At 53.8% G+C, this 26,341-nt stretch carries 26 protein-coding genes, 2 tRNA genes and 1 riboswitch; of the genes, 22 read left to right on the top strand and 6 right to left on the bottom strand.

Annotated features, from left to right (window positions below; translation table 11 throughout):
• Positions 1-18: 18 nt before the first annotated feature.
• From folP to HFN16_RS00220, 9 genes are all read left to right on the top strand, one after another.
• Positions 19-858: a dihydropteroate synthase gene (gene folP, locus HFN16_RS00260; RefSeq protein WP_168888790.1), complete on the top strand. Its 840-nt coding sequence runs from the start codon at positions 19-21 to the stop codon at positions 856-858.
• 8 nt (positions 859-866) lie between these two features.
• On the top strand, positions 867-1,616 hold the full coding sequence (cdaA, locus tag HFN16_RS00255; RefSeq protein WP_168888789.1) for a diadenylate cyclase CdaA: 750 nt from the start codon (positions 867-869) through the stop codon (positions 1,614-1,616).
• A gap of 1 nt (position 1,617) precedes the next feature.
• Entirely contained in the window at positions 1,618-2,520 is a 903-nt protein-coding gene (locus tag HFN16_RS00250) for a CdaR family protein (protein ID WP_168888788.1), read from the top strand.
• Positions 2,521-2,554: 34 nt separating this feature from the next.
• The gene (gene glmM, locus HFN16_RS00245) at positions 2,555-3,907 is read left to right on the top strand and encodes a phosphoglucosamine mutase (protein ID WP_168888787.1); all 1,353 of its coding nucleotides are present in this window, start codon (positions 2,555-2,557) and stop codon (positions 3,905-3,907) included.
• A gap of 18 nt (positions 3,908-3,925) precedes the next feature.
• Complete coding sequence (galU, locus tag HFN16_RS00240; protein ID WP_168888786.1) at positions 3,926-4,801, top strand: UTP--glucose-1-phosphate uridylyltransferase GalU; 876 nt, start codon at positions 3,926-3,928, stop codon at positions 4,799-4,801.
• Positions 4,786-5,523, top strand: a complete 738-nt coding sequence (locus HFN16_RS00235) for a hypothetical protein (RefSeq protein WP_168888785.1) — start codon at positions 4,786-4,788, stop codon at positions 5,521-5,523. The genes galU and HFN16_RS00235 overlap by 16 nt, the downstream gene beginning before the upstream one ends.
• 6 nt (positions 5,524-5,529) lie before the next feature.
• The gene (gene priA, locus HFN16_RS00230; RefSeq protein WP_168888784.1) at positions 5,530-7,896 is read left to right on the top strand and encodes a primosomal protein N'; all 2,367 of its coding nucleotides are present in this window, start codon (positions 5,530-5,532) and stop codon (positions 7,894-7,896) included.
• Positions 7,897-7,967: 71 nt separating this feature from the next.
• Entirely contained in the window at positions 7,968-8,474 is a 507-nt protein-coding gene (locus HFN16_RS00225) for an OmpH family outer membrane protein (protein WP_168888783.1), read from the top strand.
• A 10-nt stretch (positions 8,475-8,484) separates the two neighbouring features.
• Positions 8,485-9,801, top strand: a complete 1,317-nt coding sequence (locus HFN16_RS00220; protein ID WP_168888782.1) for an SH3 domain-containing protein — start codon at positions 8,485-8,487, stop codon at positions 9,799-9,801.
• Between the two features lie 67 nt (positions 9,802-9,868).
• Here the strand turns inward: HFN16_RS00220 and HFN16_RS00215 are convergent, their stop codons facing one another.
• Positions 9,869-10,222: a hypothetical protein gene (locus tag HFN16_RS00215; protein ID WP_247648389.1), complete on the bottom strand. Its 354-nt coding sequence runs from the start codon at positions 10,220-10,222 to the stop codon at positions 9,869-9,871.
• A gap of 289 nt (positions 10,223-10,511) precedes the next feature.
• Positions 10,512-10,610: riboswitch (TPP riboswitch) on the top strand.
• Positions 10,611-10,705: 95 nt separating this feature from the next.
• Here HFN16_RS00215 and thiS point away from each other — a divergent pair.
• The 6 genes from thiS to thiC all read left to right on the top strand — a co-directional run bounded on the left by thiS (position 10,706) and on the right by thiC (position 15,468).
• Positions 10,706-10,906, top strand: coding sequence for a sulfur carrier protein ThiS (thiS, locus tag HFN16_RS00210; protein ID WP_168888780.1), 201 nt, complete (start codon positions 10,706-10,708; stop codon positions 10,904-10,906).
• A gap of 4 nt (positions 10,907-10,910) precedes the next feature.
• Complete coding sequence (locus HFN16_RS00205; protein WP_247648511.1) at positions 10,911-11,687, top strand: thiazole synthase; 777 nt, start codon at positions 10,911-10,913, stop codon at positions 11,685-11,687.
• Between the two features lie 3 nt (positions 11,688-11,690).
• On the top strand, positions 11,691-12,821 hold the full coding sequence (gene thiH, locus HFN16_RS00200; protein ID WP_168888778.1) for a 2-iminoacetate synthase ThiH: 1,131 nt from the start codon (positions 11,691-11,693) through the stop codon (positions 12,819-12,821).
• On the top strand, positions 12,821-13,450 hold the full coding sequence (thiF, locus tag HFN16_RS00195; protein WP_168888777.1) for a sulfur carrier protein ThiS adenylyltransferase ThiF: 630 nt from the start codon (positions 12,821-12,823) through the stop codon (positions 13,448-13,450). Before thiH ends, thiF begins: the two co-directional genes overlap by 1 nt.
• Positions 13,451-14,101 carry a thiamine phosphate synthase gene (gene thiE / locus HFN16_RS00190; RefSeq protein ID WP_210772220.1) on the top strand — a complete coding sequence of 217 codons (651 nt, stop codon included), beginning with the start codon at positions 13,451-13,453 and terminating at the stop codon, positions 14,099-14,101. It abuts the gene before it with no gap.
• Positions 14,102-14,163: 62 nt separating this feature from the next.
• Positions 14,164-15,468 (top strand): phosphomethylpyrimidine synthase ThiC, encoded by a 1,305-nt coding sequence (gene thiC, locus HFN16_RS00185; RefSeq protein WP_168888776.1) that lies wholly within the window; start codon positions 14,164-14,166, stop codon positions 15,466-15,468.
• A gap of 72 nt (positions 15,469-15,540) precedes the next feature.
• Here the strand turns inward: thiC and HFN16_RS00180 are convergent, their stop codons facing one another.
• Positions 15,541-16,614 carry a hypothetical protein gene (locus HFN16_RS00180; RefSeq protein WP_168888775.1) on the bottom strand — a complete coding sequence of 358 codons (1,074 nt, stop codon included), beginning with the start codon at positions 16,612-16,614 and terminating at the stop codon, positions 15,541-15,543.
• Positions 16,615-16,856: 242 nt separating this feature from the next.
• Between HFN16_RS00180 and HFN16_RS00175 the strand changes: the two genes are divergently transcribed.
• Complete coding sequence (locus tag HFN16_RS00175) at positions 16,857-17,840, top strand: ABC transporter substrate binding protein (protein WP_168888774.1); 984 nt, start codon at positions 16,857-16,859, stop codon at positions 17,838-17,840.
• Between the two features lie 89 nt (positions 17,841-17,929).
• Here the strand turns inward: HFN16_RS00175 and HFN16_RS00170 are convergent.
• Together HFN16_RS00170 and HFN16_RS00165 are read right to left on the bottom strand one after the other, a co-directional pair.
• Positions 17,930-18,005: transfer RNA gene (locus HFN16_RS00170), tRNA-Met, on the bottom strand.
• A gap of 132 nt (positions 18,006-18,137) precedes the next feature.
• Positions 18,138-18,213, bottom strand: a tRNA-Met gene (locus HFN16_RS00165).
• Positions 18,214-18,372: 159 nt separating this feature from the next.
• Here HFN16_RS00165 and HFN16_RS00160 point away from each other — a divergent pair.
• Positions 18,373-19,095 carry a glycosyltransferase family 2 protein gene (locus tag HFN16_RS00160; RefSeq protein WP_168888773.1) on the top strand — a complete coding sequence of 241 codons (723 nt, stop codon included), beginning with the start codon at positions 18,373-18,375 and terminating at the stop codon, positions 19,093-19,095.
• A 250-nt stretch (positions 19,096-19,345) separates the two neighbouring features.
• A complete protein-coding gene (locus tag HFN16_RS00155) occupies positions 19,346-20,071 on the top strand; it encodes a VTT domain-containing protein (protein ID WP_168888772.1) in 726 nt (241 codons plus the stop codon).
• On the opposite strand, the gene HFN16_RS00150 is transcribed toward HFN16_RS00155, so the two are convergent.
• Positions 20,055-20,660: a phosphatase PAP2 family protein gene (locus HFN16_RS00150; RefSeq protein ID WP_168888771.1), complete on the bottom strand. Its 606-nt coding sequence runs from the start codon at positions 20,658-20,660 to the stop codon at positions 20,055-20,057. The genes HFN16_RS00155 and HFN16_RS00150 overlap by 17 nt on opposite strands.
• 100 nt (positions 20,661-20,760) lie before the next feature.
• On the opposite strand from HFN16_RS00150, the gene HFN16_RS00145 reads away from it, so the two are divergent.
• Positions 20,761-21,897, top strand: coding sequence for a glycosyltransferase family 4 protein (locus HFN16_RS00145; RefSeq protein ID WP_348771063.1), 1,137 nt, complete (start codon positions 20,761-20,763; stop codon positions 21,895-21,897).
• Positions 21,898-21,994: 97 nt separating this feature from the next.
• Positions 21,995-22,891 carry a glycosyltransferase family 4 protein gene (locus HFN16_RS00140; RefSeq protein ID WP_168888770.1) on the top strand — a complete coding sequence of 299 codons (897 nt, stop codon included), beginning with the start codon at positions 21,995-21,997 and terminating at the stop codon, positions 22,889-22,891.
• 76 nt (positions 22,892-22,967) lie between these two features.
• On the opposite strand, the gene HFN16_RS00135 is transcribed toward HFN16_RS00140, so the two are convergent.
• On the bottom strand, positions 22,968-23,918 hold the full coding sequence (locus HFN16_RS00135) for a UDP-glucuronic acid decarboxylase family protein (protein WP_168888769.1): 951 nt from the start codon (positions 23,916-23,918) through the stop codon (positions 22,968-22,970).
• Between the two features lie 197 nt (positions 23,919-24,115).
• On the opposite strand from HFN16_RS00135, the gene HFN16_RS00130 reads away from it, so the two are divergent.
• The gene (locus tag HFN16_RS00130; RefSeq protein ID WP_168888768.1) at positions 24,116-24,814 is read left to right on the top strand and encodes a 2-phosphosulfolactate phosphatase; all 699 of its coding nucleotides are present in this window, start codon (positions 24,116-24,118) and stop codon (positions 24,812-24,814) included.
• An 18-nt stretch (positions 24,815-24,832) separates the two neighbouring features.
• A complete protein-coding gene (locus tag HFN16_RS00125; RefSeq protein ID WP_168888767.1) occupies positions 24,833-26,176 on the top strand; it encodes a diguanylate cyclase in 1,344 nt (447 codons plus the stop codon).
• Positions 26,177-26,341: the final 165 nt, after the last annotated feature.

The raw sequence follows: 26,341 nt of genomic DNA, 5'->3' as shown, positions 1-26,341 counted from the left end.
AACGCTACTTCCGCATCAATGATTGACACAACATGGACAGTAAAAGGGGGCAAGGTTCTCGGACCTGCCCCCTTCTTTATTGCCGGGATCGTGAATGTGACCCCGGACTCTTTTTATGACGGCGGCACGTATGACGATGCTGGCGCAGGCATCGCCCACGGCTTGCAGTTGGCCGAAGAGGGCGCACATATTTTGGATGTGGGTGGAGAATCAACCCGACCGTACGCCGACAAGGTGACTGAAGCAGATGAGATGGCCCGCGTGGTGCCGGTCATCGAAGGGCTTGTGGCTGCCGATATCGACAGCGTCGTTTCCATTGACACCTATAAGGCTAAGGTCGCCGCTGCGGCGTTGGATGCTGGAGCGGTCATTCTCAACGATGTGTCCGCCTTTGCATTTGAACCGGAACTGCTGGATGTAATCGGCCAGTACAAGCCCGGCTATGTGCTCATGCATTCCCTTGGCAAACCCGAGGATATGCAGGACGCACCATCATATAGTAATGTGGTGGACGAAATTCTGGCTTTCTTTGAGCAGAAGTTGGAAGCGCTCGACAAGGCGGGATTGTCCAAAGACCGTATTGTACTGGATCCCGGCATTGGGTTCGGCAAGCTGCTGGAACACAATCTGGAGATTCTGCGCGACATTGAGCGATTCAATGTGCTTGGTCTGCCTATCTACATGGGATTGTCCAATAAATCCTTGTGGCAAGGGCTGCTTGGATTGGAAGTAGGGGAACGGCAGAATGCCACGCAGGCGGCAACTGCCGTGCTGGCTGCGAAAGGTGTACCCATTCATCGTGTACATGAGGTAAAACTTGCGCGGCAAACGTTGACCATTGTTCACGAAATAGCGTAGTCAAAAATATGTTTGAACTTTTCGGAATACAGATCACCTGGCGGGTTGTCCTCGATATTGGCCTCGTCGCCTTTCTTTACTACAACATCATTCTTCTTGTTCGTGGCACTCGTGCTGCCGCCGTCCTGTACGGTCTCGTTGTCGTATTGGTGATTTATTATGTTTCCGATCTGTTTAATCTCTATACTTTGAATGCACTCCTTGGCGAGTTCCTGGCCTCCATCTTCCTGGTGGTTGTTATTCTGTTCAAGAACGATATTCGTAAAGCGCTCGCATCGGTCGGTACCAAGCGTTTCTGGACCAAATCCGAGGTCCGTGATGACACACTGGATCAGTTGACCACGGCGATTATGAATATGTCCGAGACCCATACCGGTGCCATCATTGTGTTCGAAAAGAACATGCCGTTGGGTGACATCATTGAGCGTGGGATTGAATTGGACGCCAAGGTTAATCAGGAACTGATCGAAACCATTTTTGTTACCGAGACACTGCTGCACGATGGCGCGGTCATTATTCGACGCGACCGCATTGTTGCCGCTGCCTGTATTTTGCCGCTGTCAAACAAGTTGCGCGGCCAGCCGATGTACGGTACGCGTCACCGCGCTGCCCTTGGTATCAGTGAAGGCTCCGACGCCATCACTGTTGTCGTGTCAGAGGAACGCGGAGAAGTGTCCGTGGCCATGAACGGCCGCCTGACTACCAGCCTGGACGGAGTGCGTTTGCGCCGAGTCTTGAAAAACGCTTTGGGGCGCTAGGATGATGAGAAATTGGCAGACCATGATATTGGCCCTTGCGCTGGCCATCTTCACCTGGTTCCTGGTTACCGGCCGGGAAGTGGTTGAAGCGTGGGTGGATATGCCTATCGTCATGACCAATCCGCCCGAGGGTATGATCATTGAAGAAGGGTTGGTGGATAAGATTCAGGTGCGTCTCCGCGGCCCCAAAGGACTCGTGGCTTCGCTGAGCGCCCAGAATTTGACCTATCCGCTCGACGTCAGTCATCTGCGGATTGGTGAGCAGGTGTTGGACATCGTCCGTGACAAGATGCCTCTGACCTCCAGTTATGAGGTGATTGAGATCAAGCCCAACCGCCTCAAGCTGTTGGTTGATCGTCGTATTTCCAAAAAGATAGCGCTGGAAGCTGTTTGGGCTGGAGCACTGAATAGTGACTATAAGCTGCTTGAAGTCGTTGCGGCACCTGATCTCGTTGAGATTCGTGGGCCTGAGACCAAGCTGCGAAAGATATCCAAGGCCAAAGTGGTCTTGAAAGAAGATTTCCCTGAAGAGGTGCCCCGTACTTGGAGCGAGGATGTGCCCATCGAACTCCCTGACGAGATCGAGGCGTCCCCCGGACAGGTGCGTATGGAAGCCTTTTTTGGACCCAAGACCCGAGATATATGGGTCAAGCTGCCGCTTCAGGTGGTGGCACCGGGAGGAGTTAAGGCGACGCCTGTTCAGGACTATGTTCGACTGCAGATCGAAGGGCCCATTGCACTCTTCCGCAACAATGAATATCGAAAGGATATGGCCGCCACGCTGGTGTTCGGCCCTCAAATGGCACTGGGTTCGTTTGACCTCGAATATGAAGTGGTCCTTCCTGAAGGGTGCCGTTTGCTGAAAAAGAATCCTGAGACCGTCAAAACGACGATCAAGAAATAATGACCCGCCATATCGGTTGGGTTTGGAGCAATCAATGAAACAACGGCTTTTTGGTACCGATGGCCTGCGCGGCCAAGGTAATATATATCCCATGACTCCGGAGATCGCCCTGAAGCTGGGCCTTGCTGCGGGACAGTATTTTCGCAACGGACAGAAGCACCATCGTGTAGTTATAGGTAAGGACACCCGCCTTTCCGGATATGTGTTCGAAACCGCTCTGACTTCCGGCCTGTGCGCCAACGGCATGGACGTTTTTCTGGTGGGACCAATGCCCACCCCGGCCATTTCTTTCCTGACCCGTTCCATGCGCGCTTCTCTGGGCGTGGTTATTTCCGCTTCCCACAATCCGTTCATGGATAACGGCATCAAGTTCTTCGATAGCGATGGCTTCAAGCTGCCTGATGAAGTGGAAGACGAGATCAGTGAACTGGTGTTGGCCGAGAATCCCCAGTGGGATTACCCCGCACCGGAGAACATCGGTCGCGCCCGTCGCATTACTGATGCCTATGGCCGTTACATCCAGTATCTCAAGAACAGTTTTTCTCAGGACCTCACCCTCGATGGTTTGAAGGTCGTGCTCGACTGCGCCCATGGTGCCGCGTACGGCGTGGCTCCCACCGTGTTGGAAGAGTTGGGTGCCGAGGTGATCAGGGTTGGTGTTGAGCCCGATGGACTGAACATCAACCAGAAGTGTGGTTCCCTGTATCCTGAGGTCATCTCCAACATCGTTGTGGATGAGGGAGCAGATATTGGTATTGCCCTTGATGGTGATGCTGACCGTCTGATCGTATGTGACGAGAATGGTCGCGTTTTGGATGGCGATCAGATCATGGCGCTCTCTGCTCTCGAAATGATCGAACAGCAACGCCTGCCCAAGAACATGTTGGTGGCCACGGTCATGTCCAATATGGCGCTTGAGATTTTCATGAAGGATAATGGCGGTCAATTGCTGCGCACCGCAGTGGGCGACCGTTACGTCATGGAGGCCATGCGCAGGGAAGGTGCCATGCTTGGCGGCGAGCAGTCTGGCCACTTGATCTTCATGGAGCATTCCACCACTGGCGACGGCCTGTTGGCGGCGCTTCAGTTGTTGCGCATCATGTGCGAAAAGCAAAAGCCCCTGTCTGAACTGGCCGGGTTGCTGGAGCCGTTTCCGCAGGTGCTCAAGAACGTTCACGTCAAACGCAAGATTCCCTTTGACGATGCTCCCGAGGTCCAGAAGGCTGTCCGCAAGGTCGAAGAAGCCATGGCCGGTAAAGGTCGCGTGCTCCTTCGTTACTCTGGAACCGAAGCTGTTTGCCGTGTGATGGTTGAGGGACAGGATGCAGACAAAGTGGAAATGTACACGAACGATATTGTTGAAGCCTGCGAAAAGCATTTAAAGTAACTGCGAGAGGTTGGACAAATGGATATCAAGAAAGCCGTGATTCCCGTTGCCGGTTGGGGTACTCGTTCTCTTCCTGCTACCAAGAACGTTCCCAAGGAGATGCTCCCCATCTTCCGCAAGCCCATCGTGCAGTATATTGTCGAAGAGGGCATTGAAGCGGGCTTGAGTGATGTGGTGTTTGTCACCAACCAGAACAAGACCATCATTGAAGATCACTTTGACCGTAACTTCTTGTTGGAACAACTCCTGGACCGTGCGGGCAAGGGGAAGATGCTTGAGGAAGTTCGCCGCGTGGCCGACTTGGTAAATGTCATTGCCGTGCGTCAGAAAGAGCAGCTCGGTCTCGGCCATGCAGTGCTTACGGCTCGTGAGGTTTGCAAGAACGAACCGTTTGCCGTCATGCTCGGTGATGACCTCATGTTCGGCGTGAACACCGGAATCGGCGAGTTGATCAAGGCTTCCGAAGCTACTGGCAAGGCTGTGGTCGGCGTTATTGAAGTTCCTGAAGAGAAGGTCAGCAAATATGGCGTGATCAAGGGTGAAGAGCTGGGGGATGGTACCTACCGTGTGACCAATTTGGTCGAGAAGCCCAAGGCTGAAGAGGCTCCGTCCAACCTTGCCATCATCGGTCGTTACGTTCTGCTGCCGGAAATTTTTGATATCCTCGAAGGCCAGAAGGCTGGCGTGGGCGGCGAAATCCAGCTCACCGATGCGCTTCAGGGATTGGCTGATCAGGATAAACTTATTGCGGTGAAGCTGGGTGGCCAGCGGTTTGACGCGGGTGACTGGGTGGAATACCTTACCGCCAACATTTATTTTGCCCTGCATGACGAGGAACTGCATGATGAACTCGTCAAGCGTCTTCAGGAGTTGCTGCCTTGTTCCGACAAATAAGCGTTTTTATTGTTTTCGTTTATATCTGCCTTTTTGCTCTGCCTGCATCCGCCTTTGTGCCGGATGATCTGGAATTGGGCCAGCGGGTGCGTACGGCGTATGGTCCGCTTACCTCTTGGGAGGCAGAGATGTCTTTCCCCGAGTTTCCCGGCGTGATCGCCCATATCTGGTATGCGCGCGGCAAATGGCGTCAGGAGTGGAAAGCCGGAGACAAGGCCGCTGCGGTGGGTATGAACGGCAATGTGTCCGCTTCCTGCGTGAACGGCGATTTTCCTCTTTCTCCCATGTTTGTCTGGATGGCTCCTAATCCGGTGGAGAGCTGGAAATCGTGGGGCGTGGATAACGCCACTCAGAATTTCGGTTTCTGTGACTCGATGCCGTGCTACATGCTGGGTGCCGAACCCGGGGATGAAATTGCGCCCACAGTGCAGCTGCACAATGAAGACATGTCTCCGATTCTGGTGCGGTATGCAGTGGATGGTTCCACCATCACCGTGTCCTATGGCGACTACCGTACCCTTGGCGGGTTCCGTGTGCCTCAGAAAGTGGTGACTACCATGGGGGCAGATCATGTGCTCGAGGCCAAGGTTAAGTGGATCGGGGTCAACCGGGCCGATGGCGAGGAGCTTTATGCTCGTGACGCGCTGGACACCACGCCGTGCGCCGCGCCTCCTGCGCCTTTCGATATCCTGCGGGACTTTTTCCGCTACCCAGCACAGTAGGCTCTCATGGCCGACCTCTGGCAGGTAACGCTCGTCAGTCCGCCGTACACGGTGTTGACCTACGAGCGTCCGTCCTATTTTCCTGATCTGGTTTCTGGCCAGCGTGTCATCGTTCCGTTGGGCAAGTCCCATCGGATGGGCGTTGTCGTTGGTCCTGCAGAGGAGGCTCCAGAAGGCGTCGAGATGAAGTCTCTTATCTGGCCGCTCGAAGTTGAGCCCCTGCTGGATGAAGACTACCTCGACATGGCTGAGAATCTGGCCGCGCGTCAGATGGTCAGCGTCGGTCGCATCCTTGAGATTATTCTGCCTCGCGGGTTGCGTACCGCTGCAGTCACTTTTCGTGTGGACAAGCACTTGTCCGAGCGTAAACTCCCTGGCTCCATTCGTCCTTCTCAGCTTCCCAAGTGTAGTGAAGAGGATCTGAAGGCTTTCATGGCGCTTTGGCTTGATGGTCGGATGCGTGTTCGCATCAATGCTCAGCGTGAGGCTGAAGAACGATTTGTCTCCTTGGTCTCTGATCCGCCGTGGGCAGTGCGTCCCAATGCCAAACGGCAAATCCGCATCCTTGAATACATCCTAGATAATGGTCCGCAGTCTCTTTACTCTTTGCGTCATGTGCTGGGTGATTGGGCTCCTGATACCGCTGCCAAAATGGAAGGGCGGAATCTGGTGCGACTTGGCGAATTGACCGCCGACAAGCTGGCGGAAGTTGACGAAGGCAAAGGAAGCTGCGCCGAGGCAGAGCCTCTCAAGTACGATTTGACGCCGGAACAGCAGCAGGCCATGGGCGAGATGATTGCCACCTTGGGCAATGGTGGGGGAGCGCATCTGGTCCACGGAGTTACGGGTAGCGGCAAGACCGTGCTCTATCTCGAGATGGCGCGGAAATGTTTGGAGCAGGGACGGTCTGTGATTCTTCTTGCCCCGGAAGTAGCGCTGGCCTGCAAACTCTATCGCAATGTCACCGAGCATTTTCCGGCAGCCAAGACACTTTTCTATCACGGATACCAGAGCCCCAAGAAACGCGAAGTTACCTTTACCGGGCTGGTCAAAGAGAACGATCCGGTGATTGTGGTGGGTACTCGTTCTGCGCTTTTCCTCCCTGTTCCCGACCTCGGCATGGTGGTCATGGATGAGGAACATGACGAATCGTTCAAGCAGGAGGACCGCCTCGCCTATCACGCCAAGGAAGTGGGGTGGTATCGAGTGGAGCGGACCGGCGGTTTGTTGGTGCTTGGCTCGGCCACGCCTGATGTAAAGACATTTCATGCCGCTGAGAACGGCATCATCCCGGTTTCCACTCTCAAGGAACGTGTTGGCGACAGCGTGCTGCCGAAGGTTGATCTGGTGGATATCGCTGCCCTCAATGATTCCAACCAGCCTTTTGCGCCGGTGACCATTGAGGCGTTGAAGGAGACGATCAAGGAAGGCAAGCAGGCCATCGTCATGCTGAACAGGCGTGGTTATTCGCCGCTCATGTATTGCCTTGATTGTACCGAGACCGTGCGCTGCCCGGAGTGCGAAGTGGGTATGACCTACCACAAGGGGCGCGAGCGGGTGGTCTGCCATTACTGCGGTTTGTCCTATGCTTATCCGTTGCTGTGCTCCAAATGCGGCGGTTCTAATTTTATCCCCATGGGCGAAGGTACTGAGCGGCTTGAGGAGCGGCTTGAGGAGATTCTTCCTGAAGGCACTGGTGTATTGCGGTTGGACCGTGATGCCACACGACGACAGGAACGCATGGAGGAAATCCTTGGCGCGTTTGGTCGGGGTGAGGCGCAGGTGTTGGTGGGAACGCAGATGATCTCCAAGGGACATCATTTCCCCAACGTTACGTTAGTTGTTGTCACGGATGGCGATCTTGGTCTGAACCTGCCGGATTACCGTTCTTCCGAGCGCACCTTCCAGCTGCTGGTGCAGGTGGCCGGGCGCGCAGGGCGCGGTGACAATCCCGGGCGTGTACTTATCCAGACGCGTAACCCGCAGCATCCCATCTGGAATGAGGTGTTGAGCGGTGATTATAACGGTTTTTACAAGCGCGAAGTGGGACGGCGAAAGATGTTCGGCTATCCCCCGTTCTCACGCCTTGCGTTAATTCGCATCAGCCATCCGGCAGATTACAAGGATGGGACAGCGGCCATTTCCCTGTTTGCCAAGGTGCTCAAGTTGCAGGCGGCCAAACTCGGTATTACCGTGCTCGGTCCGGCTCCGGCTCCGCTCTCCATGTTGCGAGGGCGTCGTCGCTACAACTGTCTGCTCAAGGGAGCGGATTGGAGCAAACTGCGCACCCTGTATGCGCATGTGGCCCAAGCCAATCCCAACCCTGCAAAGGTCCGTACCGGACTGGATCTGGACCCGCTGACCACGCTTTAGCACTTGCTCGACAACAAACCTGATTTATGACTACAGTGCGACAAGTTTTGCATAACAAGAGAGATATCATAATGAAATTATTGAAAATAGGGCTGGTTGTTCTCGCTTTGGGACTACTCGTTGCTCCTGCCATGGCCCAGGACTCCAAGGTGGGGTTCGTCAATCCCCAGCGCATTGTCAGCGAGTCGCGCATTGGGCAGATCGCTCAGGAAGACCTTGCCCGGTTGGGTAAGGAAAAGGACCGTCGAGTCCGCGAAGCCCTCCGTGATGTGGAGGACATTCGCCAGCAGCTGGAGAGCGGTACACTGTCCGTAACCGAGGAACAGGGACTGGAAAAATCCTTGCGCCTCGCTGTTCGCAGCTATGAACAGCTCGTGGAGCAGAGCAACCTCGATATTCAGGTTGAGGAGCGCCGATTGATTCAGTTTGTCATGCGCCGCGCGGATTCCATCCTGCGTCGTATTGCTGAAGAGCGTGGATTCACCATGATTCTGACAGACCCGGAAATCATTGGGTATGTCCATAGTTCCATGGATATCACTGATCGTGTCATCACCGAACTTAACGGAATGCTGTAGGGAGGACTGTATGCATAAGATTATTTCCATCTCCCTGTTGACTGCTCTCATGGTACTTTCCGCGGCTGCCGCAGCCATGGCTTTTGGTGAAATTCGATACACCGACCGCCCATTGAATCTTCGCAACGGCCGATCCGCCAAGGCAAAGTGGGTTGGAAGCCTGTATGCCGGTCAGAAAGTTCGGGTCGCCTATGAGAGGGACGGCTGGGTAGCCATTTTTGAACCTGGTGAAACCCGGAACACTGAAAAAGCTGCGGTCGGATATTCCAATGCCAAATATCTTAAGAAGAAACGGACCAGACATGAGCCCAAACCGTGGGGTGAGATGGTCTATGCCGGCCGGAATCTCAATGTTCGGACCTTGCCTTCCACTAAAGGTAAAAAGGTTCGACTTCTGGCTGCCGACGAGCGTGTAATTGTCGATTTTCCCGAAGACGATTGGACTATGGTTTTCTCGCCTGATGCCACTATTCGGTCCAAGATGAATGCCCTCGGCTACTCCAGCGCAAAGTTCTTTGAGCCGGTGACAGACGATACTCCCGCTCCTATGGAAGTGGCGCAGGTGTCAGAGCCTGTGCCCTCCGGTTCAACAGGTGGCAATGTAGCTCCGCCGCCAGCGCCCAAACCTGCTCCCAAGGTGGAAGCGCCGACACAGCCCGCTCCGGTCAAGGCTGCGACTTCTTCTTGGGGCACAGTGGTCACTCTTAAGCGTAAGGTGAATATGCGCGCTGAGCGTACGACCAGTTCCAAGCTGAAGCGTACCCTGCAGGTTGGCGAACGAGTCCGTGTGGATTACTTCAAAAACGGTTGGTACGCAGTCTTCAAAGAAGATGAACTCATCCGTAGCGAGAAGCGGGCGATAGGGTATGTCCTGCGCAGCCTGCTGGAAGAACAGCCTTCGGTCGAGAATGTTGTCGCGGCAGGAAAGGGTATGTCCGCTCCTGCGGGCGGTATCAAGAAGACCATGGTCATTGATCGCAACCGCTTTAGCGGAGCCAAGCGACCGGATCCTGTGCCTAACAAAAACGCGCACGGTTATCAGTACAAGCTGATGGAGAAGTCCGAGACCAAAAAGTATGGTGAAACCTGGATCACCATGAAGATATTCCTGTCCACCACCAAGCTGCCGGGAACCACGGCATTGGTAGATTTTGCCAAGACCCTTTGGAGAGAAAATAAGCGGACCGGTAAGAATCTGGCCGTACTTATCTATCTTCCCGGTCAGGATACGGACGACCTCTCTTACGGAGTGGTTCAGTTCACCGACAAGGATATTCTGGAAATGTGGATCAGAAAGACGACCCTTTTCGGAACCAAGTTCCTGTAGCCCGGAAGAGACAAGACAACAAAAAAGGCGCGGTCAATTGACCGCGCCTTTTTTGTTGTTCTTTTGACTAACTCATCTCTTGTTCAAGGAAGAGGGGGATGGTTTTTTTCAAAGTGGTTCGCATGAAGGATTTCTTCTGTTGCGATTGTTTTTTATCGCGGGGAATCATGTATAGTCCCCGGCAGTTCTGGCATTCCCAGTGGTTCTCGTGTTCCTGCAGGTGGACCAGCAGTCCGTCGCGATCATAGCACACCTGACAGAAGGGGCCCTTTCGCTCTTCTTCTTCGATGAGCCAGTATTTTTGTCCGTCAAACTGCACTTTGTCAGCAAGGTCGAGAACGTCGGCCACTTCGGAAAGTTGGAGTTTCAACGCCTCGTTTTCTTCGCAGACGGCCAGAAATTCATCTTGAAGGCTTTTCAATAAGCCCTCCGCCTCTTCGTATTTACCCTCTTTACAGAGGTTGAGCGCCCTTTTGAAACCGGTGGCCTGGAACATGGTTGAGAACATTGAGACTTCCCCCGTTAAATTTCAGTCACGGCCCTGTAATCGTCCTACTCAAGAAAAAACTTTAGGTTTTATGAGCGAAATAGTCGGAAAAATTCAATTGACTGAAAAAAAAAACAGATGTTTTTATGCTAAAGGTGGCATAACGCTTTAGTATGATTGATCAATCGAACTGCTTTACTTGTGCTACAGATTGACTTAGGTTCTTTGCAGCTAGGGGTGCCTTTTGGCTGAGATGGCATGAGCCGGTCCCTTCGAACCTGATGCGGGTAATCCTGCCGTAGGGAAGCTGCAACACTACTCTGATTTTCCTCTTATGTTTGCGCTTGCCCTGACGGCAAGCGTTTTTTTTATGGCGTAATAACGCTGCGCCTTCGACATGTGCGGCAAGGAGCTGACATGGTTATTACTGTAAATGGAAAAGAGACCGAAGTGGCTGAAGGACTGAGCGTCCTCGGTCTGCTGGAGTCCAAGGGCATTGCCCCGGATACCGTGGTAGTGGAGTTGAACCGGGACATCGTGACCGGCGAGAACTTTGGGACCACCATGATCAATGACGGCGACCATCTGGAAGTACTCCGGTTCGTCGGTGGAGGATAAGGCTGTGAGAGAAGAGAGTTTCGAAATCGGCGGCCTCAAGCTCAAGAGCCGCTTGTTTACGGGTACCGGCAAATACGCCGATGATTCCGTTATCCCCGGCGTGTGCGAGGCATCTGGTTCTCAGGTAATCACCGTGGCCCTGCGCCGTGTGGACCTGGAATCCGACACCGGTAACGTCATGGATTTCATCCCCAAAGATATGCAGTTGCTCCCCAATACTTCGGGCGCACGCACCGCTGAAGAGGCTGTGCGTATCGCTAAATTGGCCCGGGCAATGGGCTGCGGCAACTGGATCAAGATCGAGGTCATCTCGGACAACAAATACCTGTTGCCCGACGGCTACGAGACCGCCAAGGCCACGGAGATTCTGGCCGAAGATGGTTTTGTCGTGCTCCCGTACGTCAACGCCGACCTCTATATTGCCCGCTCTCTGGTGGATGCCGGGGCAGCCGCGGTCATGCCGCTCGGCGCGCCCATCGGCACCAACCGTGGTCTCAAGACCAAGGAGATGGTCCGTATTCTCATCGATGAGATCGACCTGCCCATCATCGTGGATGCTGGTATCGGCCGTCCGTCCGAAGCGTGTGAAGCCATGGAAATGGGCGCTGACGCCGTGTTGGTCAACACCGCCATTGCTACGGCCAGTGATCCGATCATGATGGCACGGGCATTTGGCCAGGCTGTGGAAGCTGGCCGTGCAGCATATCTGTCCGGTCCCGGTGCCAAGCACTCGATGGCGCAGGCTTCTTCTCCGCTGACCGGCTTCCTGAGTGAGGGATAAATCGTGAGTTTCTACTCGATTTGCAAAGAGCTGAATGAAGCTCCACTCGATACAATATTTGCCTCCATCACCGAGGCGGATGTGCGCCGCGCCTTGGCTGCCCCCTCGTGCAGTCGCGAGGATTTCCTTGCGCTCATGAGTCCGGCTGCCGTGCCGCTCCTTGAGGAGATGGCTCAGAAGGCAAGCCGCCTGACCCAACAGCACTTCGGCCGCACCATTCATCTGTTCACGCCGTTGTACCTGTCGAATTACTGCAGCAATCACTGCGTGTATTGTGGGTTCAACGCCAAGAACAAGATCGTGCGCTCCCAGTTGGAGCTGGATCAGGTGGAGGCAGAGGCCAAGGCTATTGCTACCACAGGTCTCAAGCATTTGCTCATCCTGACGGGCGAGTCTCGAAAGATGGCCACGCCCGAGTATCTGGATCAGTGCATGGAGATCCTTCGCAAGTATTTCCCGTCCGTTTCCATTGAGATTTATGCCATGGAAGAGGACGAGTATGCCCACCTTGTCGAAGGCGGCGTAGATGGTCTGACCATCTATCAGGAGACCTACGACGAGGAGCTGTACGACAAGCTGCATCCCAAGGGACCGAAGAAGGACTTTTGTTTCCGTCTCGATGCTCCCGAACGGGGTTGCAATGCTGGCATGCGCGTGGTCAACATCGGCGCACTGCTGGGACTGGGTGACTGGCGCAAGGATGCCGTCATTACTGGCATGCACGCCTCGTATCTCATGGACAAGTTCCCTGAGACCGATATCTCCGTGTCTCTGCCGCGTATGCGTCCCCATGCGGGCGGCTGGCAGCCTGCCACCATTGCCACGGACCGTGACATGGTTCAAATCATGCTCGCTTACCGCATCTTCCGTCCCCGAGTGGGCATCACGGTTTCGACCCGCGAGAATGCGGCCTTCCGTGAGAACATCCTGCCGCTGGGCGTGACCAAGATGTCCGCTGGCGTGTCCACCAAGGTGGGCGGCCATGCTGTGGATGACGAGGATAGCGTGGGGCAGTTCGACATCAGCGATGATCGCAGTGTGGACGAGATGTGCGCCATGCTTCGTTCGCGTGGATTCCAGCCCGTGTTCAAGGACTGGGAGCCTATCTTTGATGAAGCAGCGGGAGGTGTATAGTGAATGTCACTGAGCAGGGTATAGCTCTGTACCTCGGCGAGGAACGGTTGCGTTTTCTGCAGACAATCACCGTGGGTATCGCCGGAGCTGGCGGGTTGGGTTCCAACTGCGCCATGCATCTGGTGCGAAGCGGTTTTCGCAAGTTCGTCATTGCGGACTTTGACCGGCTGGAAGCATCCAATCTCAATCGCCAGGCATATTCCAAGGATCAAGTCGGTCAACTTAAAGTGCGCGCTCTTGCCGCCAATATGCTGGCCGTGAATCCTGATCTGGAGATCGATCTTCGCACCAATGATGTGACTCCGGACAACATGGCAGCCATGTTCATGTCCTGTGACGCTGTGGTTGAAGCTTTCGATGATCCTTCCTGTAAAAAGGTGCTGGTGGAGACCTACATGCCGTCCGACAAGTTGGTGGTGGCCGCGTCCGGTATCGGCGGATACGGCAGCTCCGACGATATCCGTACCCGCCGGATTCGCGACAATTTTTTCCTGATAGGCGATATGGAAACCGAGTGCTCCATGGAACACCCGCCCATGTCTCCCAAGGTAGGCGTGGCTGCGGCCAAGCAGGCTGACGCCGTGCTCTCCTACTATCTGGAACAATACGAAAAACAAGGAGGCGCATAGATGCCTACTCGTGAAATCACCCGGCAGAACATCCTCGATACGGATATCTACTGCCTGACTGCCGAGAAATTCTCGCTGGGGCGGTCCAATATCGACATCGTGCAGCAGATGCTCGACAACGATATCAAGCTGATCCAGTACCGCGAGAAGGAGAAGAAATCCGGCGCGAAGTACGAAGAGTGTTTGGAGATTCGGCGCATGACCCGTGAAGCCAGGGCTGCCTTCATCATTAACGACGACATCGACCTCGCCATGATGGTGGAAGCTGACGGCGTACACATCGGTCAGGAAGATTTTCCGGTGGAAGTCGTGCGCAAGCTGGTGGGCGAAAAGATGGCCATTGGTCTGTCTACCCATTCCCCGGAAGAAGCACAGGCCGCAGTGAAGAGCGGTGCGGACTACATCGGCGTCGGGCCAATCTTCAAGACCTACACCAAGGAAGACGTGGTCGACCCGGTGGGGTTTGAATACCTCGAATACGTTGTTGGCAACGTGGATATCCCCTTTGTCGCCATCGGTGGCATCAAGGAACATAACATCGCTGAAGTGACCAAGCGCGGCTGCAGTTGCGTGGCCATGGTCACTGAAATCGTGGGCTCCGAAGACATCGGCGGCACGATTCAGGCACTTCGTCAGGCGATGCAGAAATAGATCAAATGAATGCGTGAGGTCGCACTGCGGCCGTTTAAGAAAGAATATTTAAGGAGAAACCAATGGAATATACCACTCAGATGGACGCTGCCCGTAAGGGTATCGTCACCCCTCAGATGGAAGTTGTCGCTCGTAAGGAAAATATCCGCATCGAGGACCTGATGGAGCGCATGGCCAAAGGTACGGTCATCATCCCCGCCAACAAGAACCACACCAGCATCGATCCCGAAGCAGTGGGCGAGGGCATGCGCACCAAGCTCAACGTCAACCTCGGTATCTCCAAGGACTGCTGCAATATCGAGCCCGAGCTGGAGAAAGTCCGCGGTGCCATCGAAATGGGTGCTGAGGCCATCATGGACCTCTCCTGCTTCGGTAAGACTCAGGAATTTCGCCGTGAGCTGGTGAAAATGTCTCCGGCCATGATCGGCACCGTACCCATCTACGACGCCGTTGGTTTCTACGACAAGAACCTGCAGGACATCACCGTGGACGAGTTCTTTGATGTGGTCGAAACCCACGTCAAAGACGGCGTTGACTTCCTGACCATCCACGCCGGTCTGAACAAGCACACCGCCGATAAGGTCAAACAGGGCGGTCGTCTGACCAACATCGTTTCCCGTGGTGGTTCCCTGCTCTTCACCTGGATGGAGATTAACAACGCCGAGAACCCGTTCTTCGAACATTACGATCGTCTGCTGGACATCTGTGAAGAATACGACGTTACCCTGAGCCTCGGTGACGGCTGCCGTCCCGGTTGCCTGCACGACGCCACCGACGCCTGTCAGGTGGAAGAGCTTATTACTCTGGGCGAGCTGACCAAGCGCGCTTGGGAGCGCAACGTCCAGGTCATGATCGAAGGTCCCGGCCACATGGCCATGAACGAGATCGCCGGTAACATGATGATGGAGAAGCGCTTGTGCCACGGTGCTCCGTTCTACGTCCTCGGTCCCATCGTCACCGACGTTGCTCCGGGTTACGACCACATCACCTCCGCCATCGGCGGCGCCATTGCTGCTCAGAACGGCGCAGATTTCCTGTGCTACGTTACCCCGGCCGAGCATCTGCGTCTGCCCACTCTGGAAGACATGAAGGAAGGCATCATCGCCACCCGCATCGCTGCCCACGCAGCTGACATCGCCAAGGGCTACCCCGGCGCACGTGATTGGGATGACAAGATGTCTGCAGCCCGTGCAGCTCTGGACTGGGAAGGTATGTTCAAGCTGGCTATGGACCCGGTCAAGCCTCGCGAATACCGTGAGTCCTCCAAGCCCGAGCACGAAGATTCCTGCTCCATGTGCGGCAAAATGTGCGCAGTGCGCAACATGAACCGCGTTCTGGAAGGCAAGGACATTCAGCTGGACGACTAGTATTGTCCACGCAGTCGCAGTATTGATTGAATTGAAAATCCCCGGCAGACCGAGTCTCCCGGGGATTTTGTTTTAGGATTGTTTGTATCCGTACACCATGAATACGGGGTCGCTGACGCCTTTCTTTGCGAGGAAGTCGGGCTCAGTCTTATCCCGCCAGTCGTTTCTGCGACTGTATGTCCCTGCATTGGTGTCAAGTCCAGCCTGACGAAGATATTCCAGAATTAATCCCATTCGCTCAAACGCATGAAGTTCTGTCCAGCCCTTGATGGCTCGGCGTTCATCATAATGATTTGAGAAAGCGATCAGTACTGCGCCGCCCGGCTTCAGGTGTGTAGCCATGTCTTGCAATGCTTCAATTGGAGCAGGGTGGTATTCGAAAATCTGCGTAAAGAGCATGGCATCGTACATGCCGTCCACATGGGTATGGCGGTCGTTGGCGACGTTGAGTACGCGCATGTCGGGCGAAATATGTCGCTGATGAAGAAGGGCAATGTTCTCGTATGCCTTGGCGTCCATCGGCGGCGGTGGCGTTTGCTCTATGGTCATATCGTCACGCTGAAAGAAGTCTGGATGAAAGAAGTCTGTGGGGTGGCCTTCATGCATGGTTTGCATGCCCGGTCCCCAGTCACAGGTTGTTTCGCGCCAGTGAGTCAGCGAACCATAGGTGCCTGTGTCGCGGTCCTCCAGATATTGAATTCGCGCTTCGATGGTTACGGGAATCAGGGCAAGCGGATGATTGCAGTCCGCCACGAAGCGCTCATCGCTCAAGCCAATCAGCCGAAACGGTGTGAGAGTGTCCGGGTAGACGTCGAGTATGCCGTTGATGTGCCCTTGAGGGTAGAAGCGTCCAAGCCGTGGAACAATGGGCTGCCCATATCGTGTCTTGGGACGCAGGCGATCCAGCGGAAGGTCGCGCACCAGTTTTTCTTTGTGGCGGGGAATGCACAGGCGCGGCTCGTAGGTGAAGGATACTGATTCGCCTTCAGTCTTGCCTTCCAATGCCTCTCGCATGCCGCGCGGAAAGATGTCGTTGGTTGCATTGAACTTGCGCCCAAGAAACCATTCTTCATGTTTGATGCCGTCTTTTTCCCAAGTGACGGTGAATTCCAATGCGCCAATCGCATTATCGTTGAATGTCTTCATAAAGTGAGATGGTATTGTTGGTTACTTAATGAGGGCAAGGTCATGTTGCCTTATCAGAAAATTCAATATGATGTGTTTCACCATACTGGGATAATGCAGAAAATTGAAAGATAATAATTCTAAGAATATGGAAAATAGGTATAAGTGAAGATAAAAGACAGGACTCAGACTCGTTGGAAGTTCATATGTACGCTTCTTCATACACAGGGAAATTGTAGACTCTGACGGTTGTGCAAATGAGAGTGGATAAACTGATTGTTTTCATAATGTGTCTGGTGTTCCTTACAGGAGCACAGACTCAATCGTGGGCTTCTCAGAGAACCGTCTTGATTGTGTATAGTTACAATGAAGAGTTGGCGTGGACTCAGCAATGTGATCGCGGGATACGACAGGCTCTATCCAATGATGTGACCATAGAGCGCCTGTATATGGACACAAAGAGACTGCCTCAACATGAGTTCGCTGACCGTGCAAAGGCAATAATGAAGGGGTTTCATCGGTTGCAACCCGACTTGGTGATGCTCAGCGATGATAACGCGCTACGTTTGCTGGGGCCTGAGATCGCTGCCTCCGGCACCCCTGTTGTGTACTTCGGTATAAATGGGAACCCTCGAGATTATTTTATTGATCTACCGGCGAACGTGGTGGGCATTATCGAGAGAATTCCTGTGTTTCATTGGGCTCGAGTGATCTTTGAGATCGTACCAGACGCAGACTCTCTGGTCGTGTTGATGGATGACAGCCCCACGGCGGATGCTATCATCAAGTCGGCATTCAACCGGCGGACAAAGGTGCAACTTGGTGAAAAGGAAGTCGATCTACTGAAGGTACGATACTTTGAGGATTGGAAGCGTTTTATTCAGGAGACCGAACATGGCGCCATTTTGATGCCTGTCTACCATACTCTGAAAGATGCCGCCGGAACACACATACCTTTTGAGAAAGTCATAAAATGGACTTCTGCTAACAGCCGTGTCCCGGTCTTTGCTTCACAAGACTACGCAGTAGGTGACGAGGGAGTCGTCGGCTCGCATACTGTTCTCGGTGAAGAACATGGGCGATTGGCTGGGATTATGGCTAAAAAAATCCTTGAGGGAGTGTCCGCCTTGCAGTTGTCGGTGGCGGATGACCAGAGTGGAGCGTATTATTTCAATCGCAACCAGTTGGAGCGCTTTGGGCTCGTTTTGCCTGAATCCATGAAGGGTTTGGAGATCATTATGAACTAGCCTGTGGGTATGAAGAGGCGTGTCTGGTCTGTTTGTCGAACAAAGAAAAAGCCGGTTACATCAAGATGATGTAACCGGCTAAACTGTCTTGGTAGCGGGGGCAGGACTTGAACCTACGACCTTCGGGTTATGAGCCCGACGAGCTACCAACTGCTCCACCCCGCGACACGTGAGAAAGAGGTTCTATGTGGGCGGTGTCTTTTTGTCAACAAGAAAAAAAAGTTTCTCAAATTTAACTAAAGAAAGTGGAAAAAGAAAAAGGGATTTGGGTAGTTACCCAAATCCCTATTCGATTCTTGGTAGCGGGGGCAGGACTTGAACCTACGACCTTCGGGTTATGAGCCCGACGAGCTACCAACTGCTCCACCCCGCGTCACGTGAGAAAGAGGTTCTATGTGGGCGGTGTCTTTTTGTCAATAACTTTCTTTGGAAAAAGAAAAATAGCGAAGAGCAGGGAAGTCAGGGAGATATCTGCTTTCGGCCTTGTGCAAGTGTTTACAATACCCCGGCAATCCCGTATCTGATCACGCATATGACTAATAAAGATAAATTCAGCGTTGTGCTGCCGGTCTACAACGAGCAGGACAACCTCAAGATATTGTTTGGCGAACTCAAGCGAGCAGCCGAAACCACTGGCCGGCCGTGGGAGGCCGTATTCGTGGATGATTGCAGCACTGATCGCAGTCTGGACATCATTCGCGAGTTGGCAAAGGAGCATGACGAGGTCCGCTACGTCGCCTTTGCCGAGAACCGTGGTCAGTCCGCTGCATTCTGCGCAGGTTTCGACGCCGCTGACAGCGACATCGTTGTGACCATAGACTCCGATCTCCAGAATGATCCGGCCGATATCCCCAAGATGCTCGACATGTTCGGCAACGAGTGTGAAATGGTCATAGGTTGGCGTGCCAAACGCAAAGATACCTTTGTTAAGCGTATTTCCTCCAAGTTGGCCAACGCCATTCGCGATGCTATTGTAGACGACGGCGTGCACGACACCGGCTGTTCCCTTAAGATTATGCGCCGCGAACTGCTGCTTAAGTTGCCGCGCTTCAAGAATATGCACCGCTACTTCCCGATCCTGATGAAGTTGCAGGGTGCGCGTATCAAGGAAGTGAAGGTCAATCACCGCGAGCGCAACGCCGGCGTTTCCAAGTACGGTACCTTGGACCGCGCTCTGGCTGGCATCTACGACCTGATTGGGGTGGGCTGGATCATCAAGCGCCACATCAATTATTCGGTGAAAGAGAAAAAGTAATCCATGGAACTGCCCGCCTTTTGGTGGCTTCTGGCCCTCTCGACTATCATCCAGGGGGCTTTTTTCGTGAGATTTTCCATTGTACGGCTGCGCCGGAAAGAGGTACAACCCCCCTCGCGCCGCACGGCGATGTTGCTATTTGTCGCGGGTGCGGCAGGTCTAGTCTACGGGGTAGCACAGCGTGATCCCGTATTTTTTCTCGGTCAGGTTTGCCTGCTGACGATATATTACCGTATGCATAGAAACGGACATGAATAAGACTACGAGTGCAGAGAATAAGATAGGCATGAAGGCCGTGATCAAGGGGCTGGTCCTGGTGGCAGGCCTCGGTGTCTCGGTGTATGCCGTCAAGGCCTTGGGTCTGGGCGACATGCTGGCCGATACCAAGTGGTTCAACGACCACATTCTCGGACGCGGCGTGACCGCGTACTTTATTTTTCTGGCCGTGGGCGCGGCTTTTACTGCTCTTGGGCTGCCGCGACAGATGATTGGTTTTCTTGGTGGTTTTGCTTTTGGTGTGGCGGGTGGCACCATCATGTCCACCATTGCTTCCGGGCTTGGGTGCGCTTTGGCCACCAGCTACGCCCGTTGGGGCGGCCGTGATTTTGTGGCCCGAAATCTTGGTCACCGTATCAATCGGCTGGACGGTTTTCTCCGTCACAAACCCTTCCGTACTTCCCTCGCCATTCGTTTCTTCCCTGTTGGCAGCAACGTGCTGACCAACCTCGCCGCTGGTGTCAGCGCCATCCCCCTGATGCCGTTCATCCTTGGCTCCACCCTTGGCTACGTACCGCAGAATGTCATTTTTGCGCTGTTCGGCGCAGGCATGCAGAAAGAGTCCACCATGGGCGTGGCCCTGTCAGTGGGAATGGGTGCGGTCTTGCTGGCGGTCTCCATCTGGATCGGATTGGCCGTGTTCCGCAGTTATCGCAAGGAAGCCCGGGAAGCCGGGTTCGTCATCAGCGACGAAGACTAGATTTCTCTGGCAGGCGGGGCCGGACTGCATATTCCCAGATCGTCCATACTGCCAGCGCCACCACAGCTCCATAGAGCCAACCGCCGAGCACATCGGTGGGGTAGTGCTTTCCCAGATAGATTCGAGAATATCCTACCAGCAGCGGCAGCAGCAGCGGCCAACGTTTCAGCGCAGGCCAGATCAACATGGCAAGCACGGCCAGGCACATGGTGTTGGACGAGTGGTTGGACGTGAAAGACGTGCCTTTTTCTTTGGTCTGAACATAGTCCGCCGGGCGCTGGGTCCACTCTCCGTCTTCCTGCAGATAGGTCTCGGCGATAGCGTTGAGCGGCCGTACCCGACCTACGCTGTCCTTGATGAAGTTGCCGGTGAAGTCGGATATTGCCATGCCCACGATGAGTACGGCGAAGAACGCGAGTTGGCGTTTGCCCCCCTTGAAAAGCGCGTATGCGAGGCCGGGCACGATAATGAACAGAAGGGCCAGCGGTTCGGAGATGATCGGCATGATGAAATCGAACAGGCCACAACGCCACTGCTGGTTGATGAGCAGGAACAGCTTGAGATCGAGGGCTGGGGTCTGAAAAAACATGGTACTCCTCTGAGGTGAATGCTTTCGGATGCATACCGTTCTTCCAACCGATGGGCAACTAACTCCTTCTTGCCAATATCGTTAATATGGTACACAACCAATGCCTATGTCGAATTCCGAGAAAAAAGCACGTATTGCCGTGACCATGCCCCGGTTCAGTCGGTACGGTGGGGCCGAGTCGTTCGCATGGCGACTCTCCGAGGCGCTGGCGGCTCGCGGTCATGACGTGGACTTTATTTGTGGTCGTTGCGAGACCGAACCGCCTGCCGGGGTCAATCCGGTGGTGGTTGGTCGTTTCGGCGGTACGCGACTTATCAAGACCTTATGGTTTGCTCTGATGTGTGACCGTATGCAGCGGCGCGGCAACTACGATTTCGTTTTCGGCATGGCAAACACCATGAATCAGGACATCCTGCGCATCGGTGGTGGACCAATTTCGGTGTTCTGGCAGCTTTCCAAGCAGGCCTGGCCCGAAGGCTTTGCTCGTTCGTTCAAAATGTTTCGACGCAGACTGGCCCCGGTCAACTGGCTCATTCACTGGCTCGACGATGTGCGTATGAAACGCACCCCGCGTATCGTGGCCGTATCTCACTTCGTGCGCGATCTCATTGTTCGTGCGCATCCGCATCTGAAGACGGATGATATCGAGGTCGTGTACAATCGGCCTGACCTGAGTCGTTTTTCACCGCCTTCCGATGAGGAACGACAGGCTTTGCGTGAGTCGGCCAATATCGGACCGGACGAGGTGGTCATCGGCACGGCTGCCACCAACTTTGCCCTCAAAGGGGTCCGTCACCTGATCGCGACTCTGGCAAGACTGCCTGAAAATTATGTGTTGCATGTGGCTGGCGGGCGTAAGCCGGACAAGTATTTGCGACAAGCGCGTGAGCTTGGTGTCGAGCACCGGGTACGTTTTCTCGGTAAAGTGGAAGATATGCCTTCCTTTTATCGCCGTACCGATATATTTATCTTGGCGACGTTTTATGATGCCTGCTCCAATGCGGTGCTTGAAGCGCTGGCCTGTGGTTGCCGGGTTACTTCAAGTGCACTCAACGGCAGCACGTTCTTTTTACCCGAAGATCGGGTGTTTCCGGATCCTTCGGATGTTCCGCACATGGCGGATATGCTCCTGCGTTTGGCGCAGGAGCCGAGGCCTGAACCCTTTGCCTGGCCTGATGATATGGCAATTGGGATTGAGCCTTACATTGCAATGATTGAAAAATCGATTTTGAAGTAGATATATGAAAGTCATGTTTCTGGTCCCTTCAGGGACTCAGCGATCCCATGCCCGCTTTCGTGTGGCTCCCCTTGTGGGAGTCAGCCGGGAGAAAGGGATGGATGTATCCTATAAGGAAGTACCCACAGGGTGGTATGAACGGTACTGTTTTTTCAGTCGTCTGCCCCATGTGGATATGTTCGTTGTTCATCGTGAATTACTGTCCCAATATGAACTGAATGGGTTGCGTCGCATCTGCAAGAAGTTGGTCTATGACTTTTCCGATGCAGTCTGGACCTTGCCTGAGCGTGAGAAGACTGTTGGCTCCAGCATTCGCCAGGCCAAACTCGCCCGGCGTTTCGAGCGAATTTGCCGTCAGGCTGATATCTGTGTTGTGGATAATCATATTCAGGCAGAGCGAGTTCGTGAGTTCCAGGAGAACGTTGTCATTGTTCCCACGCCTGTAGATACGACACGCTATGCGCCCGGCAACGGCGGGAAGATTGGTGGGACGCCTTTGGTTGGCTGGCTGGGAACCCCCGGTGATGAAGCTAATCTGGCCACTCCCATGCAGCACCTCGCTAATCACGGAGGAGATATCCAGTTCTCCGTGGTTTCCGGCATGCCGTATGAGGGGCCTGGAAGCGAGTTCATGTTTTGGTCTGCCTGGGGCGAGTCCAATGAGCCTTATCAGTTCCAGGCCATGGAAGTGGGGGTATTGCCTTTGGCCGATGACGAGTTCGCCAACGCAAGTTCTGTCGTCGATGCCCTTCGGTATATGGCAAGCGGCGTTGCCGTCGTGGCATCGGATATCGGTCCCAACCGTGAGATCATTGATCACGGCATTGATGGCTTTCTCGTACGTGACGAGGATGAGTGGGCTTCACAGGTTATGCGCTTGGTGCAGGATACAGATCTGCGTCAGGGCATGGTGGATGCCGCCCGCCGCAAGGCGGTGGAGAAGTATGACTTGCGGGTGATCACTGATCAGTATTGGCGTTCAGTCGATGTCTGATGAACCGACATCGTTGCATTCTTTCAAATGAAAAAGCCGGGGCTTTCCCGGCTTTTTTTATTTCTTCATTGGTTCGTTATTGTGACTTCAGATAGCTGTCGAAGTACTCGACGGTTTTGATCAACCCATCTCGTAGCGGAATGCTGGGTTCCCAGCCTGTGGTCTTCTTGGCGAGAGAAATATCCGGTTTCCGTTGCATGGGATCGTCGGAAGGCAGGTCGCGAAATACAAGCTTGGATTTGGAATTAACCAGATCAAGAACCGTCTTGGCGAGTTCGAGAATAGTGAATTCATCAGGGTTGCCCAGGTTCATGGGACCGGTGAAGTCATCTGGAGTGTCTTCCATCAATCGGATAATGCCGTCCACAAGGTCGTCCACATAGCAGAAGCTGCGGGTCTGGTCGCCCTTGCCGTAGACGGTGATGTCTTCACCGCGCAGAGCCTGAACCACGAAGTTGGAGACAACGCGGCCGTCGTCCATGGCCATGCGGGGACCGTATGTATTGAAGATACGGCCCACCTTGATGCGCAGGTTGTGTTGACGGTTGTAGTCGAAGAAAAGGGTCTCGGCGCAGCGCTTGCCTTCATCATAGCAGGAGCGAATCCCGATAGGATTGACGTTGCCCCAGTAACTCTCGGGCTGGGGGTGGATTTCCGGGTCGCCGTAAACCTCGCTGGTGGAGGCCTGGAAAATCTTGGCCTTGATGCGTTTGGCCAGACCGAGCATGTTGATGGCGCCGTGCACGCTGGTCTTGGTGGTCTGCACCGGATCAAACTGATAGTGAATGGGCGATGCAGGGCAGGCGAGATTATAGATCTCGTCTACTTCGATATACAGCGGGAACGTTACATCGTGGCGGATGATCTCGAAGAAGGGATTATCCATCAGGTGAAGGATGTTTTCCTTGCTTCCGGTAAAAAAGTTGTCCACGCAGATGACTTCATTGCCTTCGTCAAGGAGACGCTCGCAGATATGGGAGCCGAGAAAGCCGGAGCCGCCAGTGATGAGAACGCGTTTTTTCTTCATAGGTTTGGAGTTGCAAAAAAGGTGTTCTTTGTCAATGTGTCCGCACGTTTTTGCCGATATCTCCGAAGAGAGACTGTGAGCCCCGTTTTTGTGTGAAAAACTGTGGTGATGTTGAAAAGAAAATGAGCCAAGTGGTTGACGTGGCCGTTATGTCGTGAGACGTACAGATAAATTTTTTATGATAGGTGGATTATCAAGTGATCGTTAATGTTCTCGAATGTCTGGAAGGCGCCCGCCGTGCACGCGGGCTGGTCGTTGTCATTGACGTGTTCCGTGCTTTTTCCGTGGCGTGCTATGCTGTGGAAAACGGCGTCACCGACTATCTTGCCGTGGGCGAGGTGGAGCAGGCCAGGAAATTGGCTGCGGAGAATGGCGGTGTTCTCATCGGCGAGCGTGACTGCATCAAGGTAGACGGTTTTGATCACGGTAATTCTCCTACAGAAATTGAGAATGTTGATTTTACCGGTAAGCCCATGGTGCATACCACCAGCGCGGGAACGCAAGGGCTGGTAGGAGCGACACAGGCCGAGGAGATCATCACCGGTTCTTTCGTTAATGCTCAGGCCATCGTGGAATATATCCGCCAGAAAAATCCTGAAATGGTTACGCTGGTGGCCATGGGAACTGGTGGAACCATGCGTGCTCAGGAAGACATGATGTGCGCCATGTACATTAAGAACGAGCTGGAAGATTATCCCAATTCTTTTGAAACGCTGAAGAAATTTCTTGCAGGTGTGGACAGCGCAGAGAAGTTTTTTGATGAGTCCAAGGATTTCGCCCCGGAACGTGATTTCGAACTTTGCCTCGATCTGGATCGGTTTGATTTCGTACTCAAGGCAACCCCCCGGGAAGACGGAGCAGTCCGTTTGGAAAAAGTTACTGTCCTGACCGCATAATAAATGTATGGTGGCACCATGAAAGTGGAGAAGCAAAAAGTTCTCATAGTCGATGATTCCCAGACGAATCTTGCCTTGCTTGATCATATGCTGTCTCAGGAAGGATGTGAGATCATCCAGGCCAAGAGCGGTGGAGAGGCTGTTAATCTGGTCAAAGAGAATGACTTCGCAGTGATTCTGCTGGACATCCAGATGCCCGGTATGAACGGCTACGAGGCTGCCACGCGCATCAAGAAGATGGATAAAGGCCGTCACGTTCCCATTATCTACATTACTGCAATCTTTCAGGATGAAGACAATGTGCGACAGGGATATGAGACCGGCGCCGTTGATTATCTTTTCCGCCCCGTGGACGTGGACGCACTGAAAAGTAAGGTCCGGGTATTTTTGGAGCTTCATAAGCAAAAGCAGCTGCTGGAAGAAGAGATCGAGCAGCGTACGCAGTCGCAAAAGCAACTGACACAGGCCGAAGAGAAGTACCGGTCCATTTTTGAACGTGCAGTCGAAGGGCTCTTTCAGTCCACCAATTCAGGTCAATTCAAGGAAGTGAACCCGGCGCTTGTAGAGATTTTCGGTTATGAGTCTGCCGAAGAAATGATTGGTGTGCCGGGTATACGCTCAACCATCATGTTTGATGAAGACGAGCGCACCCGCTATCTGACAGCATTGAACCGTGATGGGTTTGTAACGAATTTTGAGTTTAGGGCACGTAAGAAAAACGGGGATATCATTTGGTGTTCCGAGAGCTCCCGAACTGTTTTGCCTGAGGAAGAGGGCGGCGAAATGCTCATTGAGGGCGTCGTCGAGGATATCTCGGCGCGCAAACTCGAGGAGTTGGAACTCAAACATCTCGCCACAGTGGACAGCCTTACGGGCGTACCCAACCGTCATTTGTTCTTCGACCGGCTGGAGAATGCACTGGCAAAGGCCAAACGCTATAAAGAGCGGTTGGCTGTACTTTTCGTGGATCTCAACGAGTTCAAGATGGTTAACGACACCTATGGTCATCCCATCGGCGACCAGTTGCTGTGTGAGGTCGCCAGCCGACTGCAGGAGCGTATTCGCGAGTCAGATACCATGGCCCGCCTTGGTGGTGATGAGTTCGGTATCCTGTTGCCTCATGTTGAGGACGATGAGGGGGCCATTCACGTGGCCAAGACCTTGCTGGAGGCTTTGGCAGAACCGTTCACTATAGAAAGTGAATTGGTCCGTGTTGGCGCCACCGTAGGTATCAGTTTCTATCCCAAAGATGGTAAGGACTGCGTTTCGCTCATTAGTCGTGCTGACGCTGCCATGTATGGAGCCAAGAGAATGGAAGGAAGAAACTATTGCACCTTCCAGGAGTGTGGCGCTCCCAGATAATAGCCACATCGTTTTAATAGCCCATTTCATGAAGGCGTTCCGTTTTTTGCGGAACGCCTTTTTTTAGGACTACCAAAGAGGTCGGATAAGGGGGGTATGGAGGGGGGCGTGGACCCTTCTGGAACAAGGGCTGGCAGAGGTCTGGACATTCTCAAGACTTCTCTC

It is taken from the genome of Pseudodesulfovibrio sp. zrk46, from assembly GCF_012516435.1.
Classification (GTDB): Bacteria; Desulfobacterota; Desulfovibrionia; order Desulfovibrionales; family Desulfovibrionaceae; genus Pseudodesulfovibrio.
Note: the sequence above shows the minus strand (reverse complement) of the source record. Positions and strands in the feature narration are given on the sequence as shown.

Coding starts and splice junctions, on each gene's coding strand:
- HFN16_RS00160 (WP_168888773.1), top strand. CDS start 18,373: ATGACTAATAAAGATAAATTCAGCGTTGTGCTGCCGGTCTACAACGAG.
- folP (WP_168888790.1), top strand. CDS start 19: ATGATTGACACAACATGGACAGTAAAAGGGGGCAAGGTTCTCGGACCT.
- thiE (WP_210772220.1), top strand. CDS start 13,451: ATGCCTACTCGTGAAATCACCCGGCAGAACATCCTCGATACGGATATC.
- HFN16_RS00225 (WP_168888783.1), top strand. CDS start 7,968: ATGAAATTATTGAAAATAGGGCTGGTTGTTCTCGCTTTGGGACTACTC.
- thiC (WP_168888776.1), top strand. CDS start 14,164: ATGGAATATACCACTCAGATGGACGCTGCCCGTAAGGGTATCGTCACC.
- cdaA (WP_168888789.1), top strand. CDS start 867: ATGTTTGAACTTTTCGGAATACAGATCACCTGGCGGGTTGTCCTCGAT.
- priA (WP_168888784.1), top strand. CDS start 5,530: ATGGCCGACCTCTGGCAGGTAACGCTCGTCAGTCCGCCGTACACGGTG.
- HFN16_RS00135 (WP_168888769.1), bottom strand. CDS start 23,918: ATGAAGAAAAAACGCGTTCTCATCACTGGCGGCTCCGGCTTTCTCGGC.
- HFN16_RS00150 (WP_168888771.1), bottom strand. CDS start 20,660: ATGTTTTTTCAGACCCCAGCCCTCGATCTCAAGCTGTTCCTGCTCATC.
- glmM (WP_168888787.1), top strand. CDS start 2,555: ATGAAACAACGGCTTTTTGGTACCGATGGCCTGCGCGGCCAAGGTAAT.
- HFN16_RS00140 (WP_168888770.1), top strand. CDS start 21,995: ATGGATGTATCCTATAAGGAAGTACCCACAGGGTGGTATGAACGGTAC.
- thiS (WP_168888780.1), top strand. CDS start 10,706: ATGGTTATTACTGTAAATGGAAAAGAGACCGAAGTGGCTGAAGGACTG.
- HFN16_RS00125 (WP_168888767.1), top strand. CDS start 24,833: ATGAAAGTGGAGAAGCAAAAAGTTCTCATAGTCGATGATTCCCAGACG.
- HFN16_RS00180 (WP_168888775.1), bottom strand. CDS start 16,614: ATGAAGACATTCAACGATAATGCGATTGGCGCATTGGAATTCACCGTC.
- HFN16_RS00220 (WP_168888782.1), top strand. CDS start 8,485: ATGCATAAGATTATTTCCATCTCCCTGTTGACTGCTCTCATGGTACTT.
- HFN16_RS00155 (WP_168888772.1), top strand. CDS start 19,346: ATGAATAAGACTACGAGTGCAGAGAATAAGATAGGCATGAAGGCCGTG.
- HFN16_RS00250 (WP_168888788.1), top strand. CDS start 1,618: ATGATGAGAAATTGGCAGACCATGATATTGGCCCTTGCGCTGGCCATC.
- HFN16_RS00145 (WP_348771063.1), top strand. CDS start 20,761: ATGCCTATGTCGAATTCCGAGAAAAAAGCACGTATTGCCGTGACCATG.
- galU (WP_168888786.1), top strand. CDS start 3,926: ATGGATATCAAGAAAGCCGTGATTCCCGTTGCCGGTTGGGGTACTCGT.